Genomic DNA, 13,061 nt, shown 5'->3' with positions numbered 1-13,061 from the left:
GCCTCGCCTAAGTGGCCCGCCGCGCGGCCGCCGGCGAGGCCATGGCTTCCTGCACGCGGCTGGCTATGTCCTGCAGCGGTGCCACGAAGCGCTTGACCGCCTCCTGCTCGCTCAGGGCGCGCGAGAGATACACCACATTGAGGCTGCCGCGCACGCGGTCCGCGTGCCGGATCGGCACCGCGACCGCACCGATCTTGCGCTGCTCCAGCCAGTCGCCGCGATTCGACCCGAAGCCATCCTCGCGCACGCGCGCAACCAGCTTGCGCACATAGGCGGCGTTGTTGGCCAGCGCTGCCTGCTCATCGCCGCCGCCGCCTGAGCGCAGCAGGTTGAGGATGTCCTCCCGTTCCCCTTCGCCACAAAACGCGAAATAGGCCCGCCCGGCGGCCGTCGACAGCATCGGCAGGCGCCGCCCGACCATGGCGCGGTGGAAGGACAGCGGGCTGAAGCGGTGCGTGGTCTCGCGAATGATCATGGCGTCGCCGTCGGGCGTGGTCAGGTCCGACGGCCATAGTACGCGCTGCAGCAGCTCGCCCATCAGCGGTGCAGCGATGGTGGAGATCCACTCATCGTCATTGAAGCCTTCGCTCAACGCCCTGACCTGCAGCGTCAGGCGATAGCTGTCGTCCGACTCGCTGCGGCGCACGAAACCCTCCGCGATCAGCGTTTCCAGCAGGCGTCTGACCGTGGTGCGGTGCAGCCCGGTCAGCTCGCTCAGCTGCTGCGCGGTCCCGCGCCCGCTTTCCATCCGGTTCAGCGCCTTGAGCACGTCCAGGCCACGGGTCAGCCCGCGCACGCTGGCGTAAGGCGAGGTGCGGCGATCAGGCGCCCCAGGCTTTCCAGGCATAAAAAATCCTTTTAAATCAACGTTGTGCACTCCTTGCACATTCTGTTCGTTTTTTTGTCCGGATGCAATCGGCTCTCTACACTCCGCTGTACCAGTTAGCCATCCAAAAACATTCACGAACGAAGGAGACACGATGTCGACCGCCGCCACGCCCCTCAAGTCCGTCCCGTCCAGCCAGCCCGAATTGCCGTTCCAGAGCATTTGGGGCGAGCTGCGCGGCGTTTCCTTCAGCCAGGGCTGGCTCGATGCCAAGGGCATCCGCACCCGCTACCTGCATGCGGGCAGCAGCGACAAGCCCGCTTTGATCCTGTTGCACGGCGTCGGCGGCCACGCCGAGGCCTACGTGCGCAACCTGCAATCGCATGCCGAGCATTTCGACGTATGGGCGATCGACATGATCGGCCACGGCTGGACCGACAAGCCGGCGGGCGGGCGCGAGATTGCCGATTACGTCGACCACGTGATCCGCGTGATGGATACCCTCGGCATCGCGCGCGCTGCATTCAGCGGGGAATCGCTGGGCGGCTGGGTGGCCGCGCGCCTGGCGATCGACCATCCCGAACGCGTGGAGCGGCTGGTGCTGAACACCGCGGGTGGCTCGCAGGCGGACCCGGTGGTGATGGAGCGCCTCAAGACGCTGTCGATGCGCGCCGTGGAAGAACCGGGCTGGGATTTCATCAAGGCGCGCGTGGAATGGCTGATGGCCGACAAGGCCAAGGCCTTCGACGACCTGATCGCCACGCGTCAGGCCATCTACGCGCAACCCGGCATGGTCGAGGCCCAGCGCGGCAACATGGTGCTGCAGGACATGGAAACGCGCCAGCGCAACATCCTTCGCGCCGAACACTATGGCCGCATCAAGGCCCCGACGCTGGTGCTGTGGACCTCCGACGATCCCACCGCCGATGTGTCGGAAGGACGGCGCATCGCCACGATGATTCCCGGCGCGCTGTTTACGGTGATGGACGGCTGCGGCCACTGGCCGCAGTTCGAGGATGCCGACACCTTCAACCGCATTCACCTGAATTTCCTGCTCGGCAACGCCGTGCCGGAAGCGGCCACGGTCTAAGCCGGCAAGTACCGGACAAGCAGGAGGGGAGACATGAACAACGCCATCGAGATGGCGGGCGAAGACGCTCGTGCGCAGGATCTGGACACTGACGTCGCCATCATCGGCGCCGGCCCGGTGGGCCTGATGATCGCCAATATCCTTGGGCTGCAGGGCGTGCGCGTCGTGCTGGTCGAGAAGCTGGACCAGATCATCGACTACCCCCGCGCCATTGGCCTGGACGACGAGGCCCTGCGGGTGTTCCAGTCGGTTGGCCTGGCCGATGCGCTGCTGCCGCATACCACGCCGCACCACTGGATGCGTTTTGTCACGCATACCGGGCGCTGCTTCGCGTCGATCGAGCCGCGCACCGATGAGTTCGGCTGGTCCCGCCGCAACGCCTTTATCCAGCCGCTGGCGGACCAGATCCTGTACGAGGGCCTGCAGCGCTTTGCCCATGTGCAGGTGCTGTTCGGCCATGGCGTATCGGCCTTCACGCAGGACGAACACGGCGTGACGATCCGCGCGGAAGACGCGCACGGACGTGTCACCGCCATCCGCGCCGCCTACCTGGCCGGCTGCGATGGCGGCAACAGCGTCGTGCGGCGCACGCTGGACGTGCCGTTTGAAGGCCGCACCAAGCCCAACCAGTGGATCGTGGTGGACGTACGCAATGACCCGATCGGCACGCCGCATATCTACATGCACTGCGACCCGACGCGTCCCTATGTGTCGGCCGCGCTCCCGCACGGGATCCGCCGCTTCGAGTTCATGGTCATGCCTGGCGAGACGGAAGAGGAACTGTCCCGGCCGGAGAACCTCGCCGCGCTGATCCGCAAGGTGGTGGCCGATCCGGACAAGGTCGACTACATCCGCAAGCGCGTCTACACCCATAACGCGCGCCTGGCGCGGACGTTCCGCGTCAAGCGCGTGCTGCTGGCGGGCGACGCGGCGCATATCATGCCGGTCTGGCAGGGGCAGGGCTACAACAGCGGCATCCGCGACGCGAGCAACCTGGGCTGGAAGCTGGCGATGGTGGTCAAGGGCGTGGCGCAGGACCGCCTGCTGGATACCTACGGCATGGAGCGGCGCGCCCACGCGCGCTCGATGATCCACCTGTCCGAAGTGGCGGGCGACATCTTCGCGCCCGCCAGCCGCTTCGGCGCGTCGTTGCGCGACGGCCTGACCCGCGTGCTGAACGTATTTCCCTCGGTCAAGCAGTACTTCGTGGAGATGCGCTTCAAGCCCATGCCGCGTTATGAATCGGGTGTGGTGCTATTGCCCGAGCGCCAGGGTGACGACCGCTTCCTTGCGCGCTTGCTGGAGCGCTCCGGCAATTCGCCGCTCGGACGCATGCTGGGCCTGATGAGCGAGAAGCGGGATTCGCTGGTTGGCCGGCTCGTTCACGGCCGCGATCCGGCGGGAAGCTCGCCGGTCGGGCGCATGTTCATCCAGCCAATGGTGCGGACCGAGCAAGGCCATACCATGCGCCTGGATGACGTGATCGGCAATCGCTTTGCCATCGTCGCCTGGGGCGCGGACCCGACCTTTGGCCTGACGCCGCAAGCGCGCGCTGTCTGGGAGAAGCTGGGCGCGTGCTTCGTCATGGCCAAGCCCGATACGCAGCTTGCCTATCGCGACGACGTGCCGCAAGGGGTGATCGCCATCGGCGACACCGCCGGGCGTCTCAAGGAGTGGTTCGGCAAGCTGCCCGGCTCCGTGGTGCTGCTGCGCCCCGACCGCTTTATCGCCGGTATGTGCTCGCCGCAGCAGGTGTCCGATGCCATCCAGGCGCTGGCCGGAAAGCTAGCGCTGTTCGACGCGTCACCGTCGGCTGCTGCCGTACCGGGCGCTTTTCCCGCGCAGCCGGCGCGCGACCGCGCCATCGCCTTTGCGCGGGGAGCCTGACATGCCGATGCATCTCGAATGCCTGTCCCATACGCCGCTGCACGGCTACCACGATCCCGCGCCGGAGATCGTGGCCGAAGTGGAGCGCGTGCAGGCCGCGGCGCGCGCGCGCGTGCAAGCCTTTGCGCCGGAGCTGGTGGTGGTCTTTGCGCCGGATCACTTCAACGGCTTCTTTTACGACGTGATGCCGCAGTTCTGCATCGGCGTGGCGGCCAGTGCCATTGGCGACTTCAAGAGCCTGGCGGGCCCGCTCGATGTGCCGCGCGACACCGCCCTCGCGATGGCGCAGGCGGTGCTGGACCGCGACGTGGATGTGGCCGTGTCCTACCGCATGCAGGTGGACCACGGCTGCGCGCAGGCGCTGGAAGTCCTGCTGGGCGGGCTGGACGTTTGCCCGGTCATCCCCGTCTTCATCAACTCGGTGGCGCCGCCCATGGCAACGTGCCGGCGTGCGCGGCTGCTTGGCGACGCGATCGGACGCTTCCTGCAGGGCCTGGGCAAGCGTGTGCTGGTGGTGGGGTCGGGCGGCATCTCGCACGAGCCGCCCGTGCCGGAAATCGCCTCGGCCGATGCGCAGGCCGCCGAGCGCCTGATTGCCGGGCGCAATCCGCCGCCCGAGTCGCGCGCTGCCCGCCAGGCGCGTACCGTGGCCGCCGCGCAAGCGTTCACCAAAGGCGACAGCCCCCTGCATCCGCTCAACCCGGCCTGGGACCGCGCCTTCCTGGAACGGCTGGCCAGCGCAAATCTTGCCGCGGTGGATGCCATGCGCAATGACGACATCACGCGTGACGCCGGCAAGTCGGCGCACGAGATCCGCACCTGGATCGCCGCCTTTGGCGCGCTGTCCGCTGCCGGGCCTTACCAGGCATCGATCGAGTACTACCGGCCCATCGACGAGTGGATCGCAGGCTTCGGCGTGATGCAGGCACAGCCCGCCACCGGGCACGCATAACCCAACCAGGACTAACCATGTCAAACCAGGAAATGACGCTCGCGCTCGCCAGGCGGCTGCGCGAGGCAGAGCAGACGCGCACGCCGGTCGAGCCGCTGCGCGGCGAAATCCCTCCGGGCGATGCAGCGATGGCTTATGCCATCCAGCGCGCCAACGTCGACGCGTGGCGGGCCCAAGGCCGCCGCGTGGTAGGCCGCAAGATCGGCCTGACCTCGCCTGCGGTGCAGCGCCAGCTTGGCGTGGACCAGCCTGACTTCGGCACGTTGTTTGCCGACATGGTCTTCGGCGACGACGAGCCGATTCCGCTCGCCCGCACCCTGCAGCCGAAGGCCGAAGCCGAGGTCGCGCTGGTGCTCTGCCGCGATGTGCGGGAGAAGGACGCCACCTTGGTCGACCTGATCAACGCCGTCGCCTACGTGCTGCCTGCGATTGAAGTGGTCGGCAGCCGCATCCGCAACTGGGATATCTCGTACGTGGATACCGTGGCTGACAACGCCTCCAGCGGCCTGGTGGTGCTGGGCGCAGTGCCGGTGCTGCTGGCTGGCCTGGACCTGAAGACCGTGAAGATGGAAATGCTGCGTGATGACGAGCGGGTTTCCACGGGTTGCGGCGCGGATTGCCTTGGCCATCCGCTTAACGCCGCAGTCTGGCTGGCCCGGAAACTGGCCTCGCTGGGGGACCCGCTGCGTGCCGGCGACCTGATCCTGACCGGTGCGCTGGGGCCGATGGTGGCCGTGGCGCCGGGGCAGTGCTTCGAGGCCCGCATCAGCGGCATCGGCAGCGTGCGGGCGCGGTTTGCGCCGGACTGACGCCCGCCACCTCAAGCTTTTTCATCACATTAAAAAAACACAAGGAGACAACATGCAACCCACCAGATCCATCCTCGCAGGCGCACTGCTCGTGACCGCCGGTGTGCTTGGCAGCGCCCCCGTCCATGCCGACACGTTCCCCAGCCACCCGCTGACCATCGTGGTGCCGTTCCCCGCCGGCGGCGTGACCGACATGATCGCGCGCCAGATGGCGCAGCAGATGCAGACCGGCCTTGGCAAGCCGGTCGTGGTCGAGAACCGTCCCGGCGGTGGCGGCCAGATCGCGGCGCAATCGGTCAAGCGCGCCGACGCGGATGGCTACACCATGTTCGTGGCCGCCACCGAAATGTTCGCGATCAATCCCGGCCTGTACCGGAATTTCTCGTACGACCCGCTCAAGGATTTCAAGCCCGTGACGGCGCTGGCGTCGTCGCCCCTGGTGCTGGTGGTGCCGCAGGGCAGCCCCGTCAATTCCGTCAAGGACCTGGTAGCGCTGTCCAAGAGCAAGCCGAACGGCGTGAACTATGCCTCGCAGGGGATCGGCTCGATCGGCCACCTGCTGGGCGGCTTGTTTGCCGAGAAGGCCGGCGGCCACATGACGCACGTGGCTTACAAGGGCTCCGCCCCGGCCTTGCAGGATGTGATGGCCGGGCAGGTCGACATGATGTTCGACCCGGTGATCACCACCTCGCCGCTGATCAAGGGCGGCAAGGTCAAGCCGCTGGCCATCGCCGCGCCGCGCCGCTCGCCTTCGTTGCCGGACGTGCGCACGCTCTCCGAACTCGGCATCGGCGGGCTGGATGCCGGCGTCTGGTTTGGCATGGTGGTCAAGGCCGGCACGCCCGATGCCATCGTCGCGCGTCTCAACGAGGCAGCGCTCAAGGCGCTCAAGGCGCCCGAGGTGACCAAGCGCTTTGCCGACCAGGGTCTGGAAGCGCTGCCCATGACGCCGCAGCAGTTCGGCGCCTTCCTCAACAGTGAAAGCACGCGTTGGGCCCCGCTGGTCAAGGCCAGCGGCGCCAGCGTGGAATGACGCAAGAGTTCCAACAGGAGAGATCCATGACCCGCAAACTGAAAGCCGCCATCATCGGTTCCGGCAATATCGGCACCGACCTGATGATCAAGATACTGCGCCATGGCGCGCATATCGAGATGGGCGCGATGGTCGGCATCGACCCGGCATCGGACGGCCTGGCGCGCGCCGCGCGCCTGGGCGTGGCGACCACCCACGAAGGCGTGGAAGGGTTGACGCGCCTGCCTGTGTTCGGCGATATCGATGTGGTGTTCGATGCCACCAGCGCCGGCGCGCACGTGAACAACGATGCGTTCCTGCGCGGCCTGCGGCCGTCGCTGCGCATGATCGACCTGACGCCGGCGGCCATTGGCCCTTACTGCATCCCGGTGGTCAACGGCGATGCGCACCTGGACGCGCACAACGTCAACATGGTCACCTGCGGCGGACAGGCCACCATCCCCATGGTGGCGGCCGTATCGCGGGTGGCGCCGGTGCTGTATGCCGAGATCGTGGCCAGCATCTCCAGCAAGAGCGCGGGGCCCGGCACGCGCGCCAACATCGATGAGTTCACCGAGACCACCTCCAAGGCGATCGAAGCCATCGGTGGAGCCAGCAAGGGCAAGGCCATCATCGTGCTCAACCCGGCCGAGCCGCCGCTGATCATGCGCGACACGGTGTATTGCCTGAGCGAGATGGCGGACGAGGCTGCCATCGCCGCGTCGATCGACGCCATGGCCGCCGAGGTGCGGCAATACGTGCCCGGCTATCGCCTCAAGCAGAAGGTGCAGTTCGACCGCATCCCGGCGGATGCACCGCTGGTGGTGCCCGGGGTGGGGCGTGTGAGCGGGCTCAAGACCTCGGTGTTCCTGGAGGTGGAAGGCGCGGCGCACTACCTCCCGGCCTACGCCGGCAATCTCGACATCATGACCAGCGCCGCGCTCACCATCGCCGAGCGGATGGCGAGCGCCATGCTTGCCCAGCGCGCCGCCGCCTGACTTACCTGCAGATAAGGAGTGCCTGCCATGCAAGGCCAAAAGAAGATCTACATTTCCGATGTGACGCTGCGCGACGGCAGCCATGCCATCCGCCACCAGTACAGCGTCGAGCAGGCCCGGCAAATCGCCAAGGCGCTGGATGACGCCAAGGTCGATTCGATCGAAGTGGCCCACGGCGATGGGCTGCAGGGATCCAGCTTCAACTATGGCTTTGGCGCCCACACCGACCTGGAATGGATCGAGGCGGCGGCCAGCGTGGTCAAGCACGCAAAGATCGCCACGCTGCTGCTGCCGGGCATTGGCACCGTCCACGACCTCAAGGCAGCCTATGATGCCGGCGCGCGCATCGTCCGCGTGGCCACGCATTGCACCGAGGCGGACGTCTCGCGGCAGCATATCGAGTACGCGCGCCATCTGGGCATGGAAGCCGTCGGCTTCCTGATGATGAGCCACATGACCACGCCGCAGCACCTTGCCGCGCAGGCCAAGCTGATGGAGAGCTACGGCGCCACCTGCTGCTATGTGGTGGACTCCGGCGGCGCGCTGACCATGAACGATGTCCGCGACCGCTTTCGCGCCTTCAAGGCGGTGCTGAAGCCGGAAACGCAGACCGGCATGCACGCGCACCACAACCTGAGCCTGGGCGTCGCCAACAGCATTGTGGCGGTGGAGGAGGGCTGCGACCGCGTGGACGCCAGCCTGGCCGGCATGGGCGCCGGCGCCGGCAACGCCCCGCTGGAGGTCTTTATCGCGGCCGCCGAGCGCATGGGATGGGACCACGGCTGCGACCTGTACAAGCTGATGGACGCGGCCGATGACATCGTGCGTCCGCTGCAGGACCGGCCCGTGCGGGTCGACCGCGAAACGCTGGCGCTGGGCTATGCCGGCGTGTACTCCAGCTTCCTGCGCCACAGCGAGGCCGCTGCGAGCAAGTACGGCCTGAAGACCGTCGACGTGCTGGTGGAGCTGGGCCGCCGCCGCATGGTGGGCGGGCAGGAAGACATGATCGTCGACGTGGCGCTGGATTTGCTCAAGGCGCGCTAAGGTCATCGGCGCCTCAGGTTTCATGTTGCCTGGCAAGCCGCTGGCGGCTCAGTGCCTCGGCAGTAAACACAACGCCGCCTCCCCGCTTTCGCCGGGGAGGCGGCGCGTTGCGGCGACGCAGAACGTCACCGCGAGCAAAGAGCGTTAATTCGCCCAAGGTCAGCCGTGTTAGATCGCGGCGGGCCCTGAAGGCTATTGCAGTGGCTGTTGCAGCCCCATGCGGCTAGCGGTGGACTTGCTGGCCACTCTTCTGGCCTTGCTGGTTTTGTTGCCCGGCCTGATCGGTCTTCTGGCCTTGCTGGCCTTGCTTGTCCTGGCCGCGGTCCTGCTGCTGTTGCTGGCCGCCCTTCTGATCCTGGCCACCTTGCTGTCCGCCTTGTTGGCCACCTTGCTGGTGCTGCTTGCTTTGGTCTTGCTGGCCTTGGCCGGGTTGCTGTTGCTGTTGCTGTCCCATCTCTGTCTCCATGGCGCGGCGGTAGTGCCGCGAGAGGGAAAGGCGCAAGGCGCGTGCCACGGCTTGTGCGCTGGCGCCACATGAGAGCGTCCCACCGCGGCTGATACCCCGGGAATCCCGGTCTGGCAAGGGATGGCGCAGTCTTTCGCTTTCTTCTTTCGTACGGTTGCTGCGTCCAATCTGCGTCCGACACGCATTGCAAGTCGTTGGATCTGCACTTCCAGGGCCCGCTAGCCAAGGTCCTGCCAGCCCCTTTTTACAAATCCCGCAGGTTTTTACAAGCCGACCAGCAGCGCCACCGACAGCACAAAGCGCACGATCAGCGGCTGCAAGGTCACCGCCAGAGGCCGGCCTCTCATGCCGCCAGGTGCATGCGCGACGCCGGACCCGGCGGGGTTCCGCGGTTATCGCCAGGTTCGAGCAGGCTCAACGCGGCAGGGCCCAGCGTGTTCGCGCAAGCGCAGGCTAACGCAGCCACGCTGCCCAGGCCCACTTGCGCGGCCAGCCACTCGGTGCGCACGTCGCTGAAGCCGGCAAGCAGGTACACCGCGCGCGCGACGCGCTGCTCGCGCAGCAGCGCGCCTAGCGCCTCGCCCTCGGCGAACAGCCGTGCGCGTACCAGCCGCGGGGTGACTTCCCATCGCTGCGCGACCAGTGCCGCATTCCACGGTAGCCGAGGCAGGCCGAAGATCTCGCCGGCAAGCGCGCGTGACCAGTGTTTCTCCGAATGGCACGGGCAGCCCGGCAGGGTGGCCAGGGTCATGCGCGGGCATGCGTCGTCCGGCACTTCCTGCAGCGTGATGGTGGTGCTTTGGCCCGGCGCTGGCAGCAGGTCGCAATCGAAGTACGCAAACGCCGGCACCACGAACGGGTTGCCAGGCGTCACCTCCCGCCGCGCGTTCGCGTCGCGCAGGCGCGCGGTGCCATGCCGCGCGTCGACGCGCACGGCAAAGGGGAAGCGCAGGTGAGACAGGCGCAGATCGGTGCTGCTGACGAGGGCCATGCGAAGCTCAGGTGACGCAGGCTGGCGCGCATCGGGCGCGGCGCCAGGGAAAAATCGCATTGTACGGCTTCGCGCGGCCAGTGAGTTTCACGATGCCGAAGGCGGGTTTCAACGCCGGCCTTGGCCGCGACCGCTGCACGATGGTCGCTGCCTACAGCTCCGACAGGCCAAAGTGGCGCAAACGCTCAAGGTCGGTCACCCGGATGCTCTGGTACGACAAATCGACCATGCCCTCCGCCGCCAGGCGCCGCAGCGCCTGGTTGACCCGCTGGCGCGAGAGCCCCGTCAGCAGGCCGATCTCCTCCTGCGACAGCTCCAGCACCGCGCTGGTACGGGGGTACAGCGCCGGGTGGAAGAGTTGGGCAACCGCCTGCGCCACGCGGGCATCGACGCTCAGCAGCCGCTCGTTCTGCACGGTGGCGATGAACTGGCCCATGCGCTCGTTCAACTGGCGCACCACGAAGCTGGCAAACGGCAGGCTTTCGCTGAGCAAGGTGTGGAACACCGTGTCGGGCACCAGCGCCATGCGGGAGTCGCGGATGGCGATCACATCGTATCTCCGCGCTTCGCGCTTGATGACACTGCCTTCTCCACACCAGCCGCCCGCCGGTACCCCAGAAAAGGTGCAACCGCGCCCATCCGGCGTGTAGACCGCGAGCTTGATCAGGCCGGTCTCGACCCCGATCCAGTAGCGCGATGGCTCGCCACGATGCGCGATGAAGGCGCCAGCGGCAAAATCCTGCACCACCACCTGCCGCGTTGCCAGCGCCTGGTGGCCAGGCGCTAGCGCGGCGAACCATTCATGCCGGGAAAGCAGGGCGGCATGCCCGGTGCAGGGCGGTGGCGTCGTGATATCTGCGGGGGGAGGGGTAGGCGATCTGGGTGTGGCTGCGGGCAGGCTGGGCATGATTTCGGCTTGGCCCGGCACGGGCATTGTCATCCGGACGACAGAGCTTGGTCCTGTGCGATGATAGCCTTGCACAGTGAAAAGTAACAGCGACCGGCGGCGCGCGGCACATCCCGAGGGCCAATACCCGCACAGCCGGCGCATGCGGAGACTACGGCAATGCCAAGCGATTTCGACACCGGCCTGGGCAAGAACCCGGCCAATCACGTACCCCTCACACCCATCGATTTCCTGGCGCGCGCCGCCAGCGTGTATGGCGACCGGCTGGCCATCGTGCACGGCCCGGTGCGCCAGAACTGGCGCGACACCTACGCGCGGGCACGGCGCCTGGCCAGCGGGCTGGCCAGCCTGGGCGTGGGCAAGGGCGATACCGTTGCGGCCTTGCTGCCCAATACGCCTGCCATGGTGGAGGCGCACTTCGGGGTGCCGATGGCGGGCGCGGTGCTCAATGCGCTGAATATCCGGCTCGACGCTTCTAACCTGATCTTCATGCTGCGCCATGGCGAAGCGCGGGTGCTGCTGGCCGATACCGAGTTTGCCGACCTGGCGCGGCAGATCGCCAACGAGATTCCCGGGCTGAAGGTGGTGGCGGTGCTGGACGCGCTCGGCCCCCAGGACGCTCCGGCCTTCGGCGAGACCGACTATGAGCGCCTGCTGGCCTCGGGCGATCCCGAATTCGCCTGGCAGATGCCCGCTGACGAGTGGGATGCGATCGCGCTCAACTACACCTCGGGCACCACCGGCGACCCCAAGGGCGTCGTCTACCACCATCGCGGCGCGGCCATCAACGCCATCTCCAACATCCTGGAGTGGGACCTGCCCAAGCATGCGGTGTACCTGTGGACGCTGCCGATGTTCCACTGCAACGGCTGGTGCTTCCCGTGGACCATCGCGGCACGCGCCGGCGTCAACGTCTGCCTGCGCAAGTTCGAACCCAAGCTGGTGTTCGACCTGATGCGCGACGAGGGCGTGACGCACTATTGCGCCGCGCCGATCGTGCATACCGCGCTGGTCAACGCCCCGCCCGCCTGGCGCGAAGGCCTGCGCGGCCCGGTGCGCGGCATGGTCGCGGGTGCGCCGCCGCCCGCCGCGGTGCTGGCGCAGATGGAGGCCATGGGTTTCGCGTTGACCCATGTCTATGGCCTGACCGAAACCTACGGCCCCGCCGCGGTATGCGCCGAGCAGGACGACTGGGCCGGCCTGTCGCAAGAGGACCGCGCCACCAAGAAGGCACGGCAGGGCGTGCGTTACCACCTGCAGACGGAGGTGGCGGTGCTTGACCCGGACACCATGCAGCCGGTGGCCTCGGACGGCGAGGAAATCGGCGAGATCATGTTCCGCGGCAACATCTGCATGAAGGGCTACCTCAAGAACGAGAAGGCCACGCGCGAGGCATTTGCCGGCGGCTGGTTCCATACCGGCGACCTGGGCGTGTGCACGCCAGACGGCTACGTCAAGATCAAGGACCGCAGCAAGGACATCATCATCTCCGGTGGCGAGAATATCTCCAGCGTGGAAGTGGAAGACGCGATCTATCGCCATCCCGCCGTGCTGGCCGTGGCGGTGGTGGCGCAGCCGGATGTGAAATGGGGCGAGACGCCCTGCGCGTTCGTGGAACTGAAGGATGGCGCCAGTGCCACGGCCGAGGAGCTGATCGCCCATTGCCGCACCCTGCTGGCGGGCTTCAAGGTGCCCAAGGCGGTGTACTTCGGGCCGTTGCCCAAGACATCGACGGGCAAGATCCAGAAGTTCGAGTTGCGCAAGAAGGTCAAGTCGGATGCGGCGATCGACGTGTAAGGGCTTTGTCCGAAGTCGCTAGATACGCCAGAGCCGTCTGCGATGAAGGCGGCTGTCACCTCCTCTCCTCACAGCTGCTCTCCCGCAAGCAGAAGAGGCCACCTTGTACCTGCAAGTCCGCGGCGGGTCACACATTGCCCGAGAACCGGGTCTTGCCAAGAGGCTCGGGCGGCAGTTGAGTTGGCTTATGGCAGGGATGACCACCTGGCGTAGCGGCGCGGCAGGGTAGCCGTATGGGATGTCTATTGCGCTGGCTTTTGGCTATCCCTGCCCCAGCAACGC

General features: G+C 66.9%; 12 protein-coding genes. 9 read left to right on the top strand and 3 right to left on the bottom strand.

The annotated features are described in order from the left end of the window. Positions 1-7: 7 nt before the first annotated feature. The gene (locus tag F7R26_RS29725; RefSeq protein ID WP_150989462.1) at positions 8-847 is read right to left on the bottom strand and encodes a DNA-binding transcriptional regulator; all 840 of its coding nucleotides are present in this window, start codon (positions 845-847) and stop codon (positions 8-10) included. Positions 848-980: 133 nt separating this feature from the next. Between F7R26_RS29725 and F7R26_RS29720 the strand changes: the two genes are divergently transcribed. The 8 genes from F7R26_RS29720 to F7R26_RS29685 all read left to right on the top strand — a co-directional run bounded on the left by F7R26_RS29720 (position 981) and on the right by F7R26_RS29685 (position 9,156). Continuing rightward, positions 981-1,916 (top strand): alpha/beta fold hydrolase, encoded by a 936-nt coding sequence (locus F7R26_RS29720; protein WP_150989459.1) that lies wholly within the window; start codon positions 981-983, stop codon positions 1,914-1,916. 33 nt (positions 1,917-1,949) lie between these two features. Further along, entirely contained in the window at positions 1,950-3,803 is a 1,854-nt protein-coding gene (locus tag F7R26_RS29715; protein WP_150989456.1) for a bifunctional 3-(3-hydroxy-phenyl)propionate/3-hydroxycinnamic acid hydroxylase, read from the top strand. Between the two features lies 1 nt (position 3,804). Beyond that, positions 3,805-4,755, top strand: coding sequence for a 3-carboxyethylcatechol 2,3-dioxygenase (locus F7R26_RS29710; protein WP_150989453.1), 951 nt, complete (start codon positions 3,805-3,807; stop codon positions 4,753-4,755). A 17-nt stretch (positions 4,756-4,772) separates the two neighbouring features. After that, positions 4,773-5,564: a 2-keto-4-pentenoate hydratase gene (mhpD, locus tag F7R26_RS29705; protein ID WP_206702529.1), complete on the top strand. Its 792-nt coding sequence runs from the start codon at positions 4,773-4,775 to the stop codon at positions 5,562-5,564. Between the two features lie 52 nt (positions 5,565-5,616). Beyond that, a complete protein-coding gene (locus tag F7R26_RS29700) occupies positions 5,617-6,597 on the top strand; it encodes a Bug family tripartite tricarboxylate transporter substrate binding protein (RefSeq protein ID WP_150989450.1) in 981 nt (326 codons plus the stop codon). A 26-nt stretch (positions 6,598-6,623) separates the two neighbouring features. Continuing rightward, positions 6,624-7,574 carry an acetaldehyde dehydrogenase (acetylating) gene (locus tag F7R26_RS29695; protein WP_150989447.1) on the top strand — a complete coding sequence of 317 codons (951 nt, stop codon included), beginning with the start codon at positions 6,624-6,626 and terminating at the stop codon, positions 7,572-7,574. Between the two features lie 27 nt (positions 7,575-7,601). Continuing rightward, positions 7,602-8,618 (top strand): 4-hydroxy-2-oxovalerate aldolase, encoded by a 1,017-nt coding sequence (dmpG, locus tag F7R26_RS29690; RefSeq protein WP_150989443.1) that lies wholly within the window; start codon positions 7,602-7,604, stop codon positions 8,616-8,618. 235 nt (positions 8,619-8,853) lie between these two features. Further along, positions 8,854-9,156, top strand: coding sequence for a hypothetical protein (locus tag F7R26_RS29685; protein WP_150989440.1), 303 nt, complete (start codon positions 8,854-8,856; stop codon positions 9,154-9,156). 271 nt (positions 9,157-9,427) lie between these two features. On the opposite strand, the gene F7R26_RS29680 is transcribed toward F7R26_RS29685, so the two are convergent. Together F7R26_RS29680 and F7R26_RS29675 are read right to left on the bottom strand one after the other, a co-directional pair. Further along, on the bottom strand, positions 9,428-10,075 hold the full coding sequence (locus tag F7R26_RS29680) for an AraC family transcriptional regulator (protein WP_150989438.1): 648 nt from the start codon (positions 10,073-10,075) through the stop codon (positions 9,428-9,430). A 151-nt stretch (positions 10,076-10,226) separates the two neighbouring features. Further along, a complete protein-coding gene (locus F7R26_RS29675) occupies positions 10,227-10,982 on the bottom strand; it encodes a Crp/Fnr family transcriptional regulator (RefSeq protein WP_241754578.1) in 756 nt (251 codons plus the stop codon). 159 nt (positions 10,983-11,141) lie between these two features. Between F7R26_RS29675 and F7R26_RS29670 the strand changes: the two genes are divergently transcribed. Beyond that, positions 11,142-12,779, top strand: coding sequence for an acyl-CoA synthetase (locus F7R26_RS29670; RefSeq protein WP_150989435.1), 1,638 nt, complete (start codon positions 11,142-11,144; stop codon positions 12,777-12,779). Positions 12,780-13,061 lie beyond the last annotated feature (282 nt).

Source organism: Cupriavidus basilensis (assembly GCF_008801925.2).
GTDB classification, from domain to species: domain Bacteria; phylum Pseudomonadota; class Gammaproteobacteria; order Burkholderiales; family Burkholderiaceae; genus Cupriavidus; species Cupriavidus basilensis.
This window is presented reverse-complemented; position numbering and strand designations above follow the sequence as displayed.

Coding starts and splice junctions, on each gene's coding strand:
- F7R26_RS29725 (WP_150989462.1), bottom strand. CDS start 847: ATGCCTGGAAAGCCTGGGGCGCCTGATCGCCGCACCTCGCCTTACGCC.
- F7R26_RS29720 (WP_150989459.1), top strand. CDS start 981: ATGTCGACCGCCGCCACGCCCCTCAAGTCCGTCCCGTCCAGCCAGCCC.
- F7R26_RS29715 (WP_150989456.1), top strand. CDS start 1,950: ATGAACAACGCCATCGAGATGGCGGGCGAAGACGCTCGTGCGCAGGAT.
- F7R26_RS29710 (WP_150989453.1), top strand. CDS start 3,805: ATGCCGATGCATCTCGAATGCCTGTCCCATACGCCGCTGCACGGCTAC.
- mhpD (WP_206702529.1), top strand. CDS start 4,773: ATGTCAAACCAGGAAATGACGCTCGCGCTCGCCAGGCGGCTGCGCGAG.
- F7R26_RS29700 (WP_150989450.1), top strand. CDS start 5,617: ATGCAACCCACCAGATCCATCCTCGCAGGCGCACTGCTCGTGACCGCC.
- F7R26_RS29695 (WP_150989447.1), top strand. CDS start 6,624: ATGACCCGCAAACTGAAAGCCGCCATCATCGGTTCCGGCAATATCGGC.
- dmpG (WP_150989443.1), top strand. CDS start 7,602: ATGCAAGGCCAAAAGAAGATCTACATTTCCGATGTGACGCTGCGCGAC.
- F7R26_RS29680 (WP_150989438.1), bottom strand. CDS start 10,075: ATGGCCCTCGTCAGCAGCACCGATCTGCGCCTGTCTCACCTGCGCTTC.
- F7R26_RS29675 (WP_241754578.1), bottom strand. CDS start 10,982: ATGCCCAGCCTGCCCGCAGCCACACCCAGATCGCCTACCCCTCCCCCC.
- F7R26_RS29670 (WP_150989435.1), top strand. CDS start 11,142: ATGCCAAGCGATTTCGACACCGGCCTGGGCAAGAACCCGGCCAATCAC.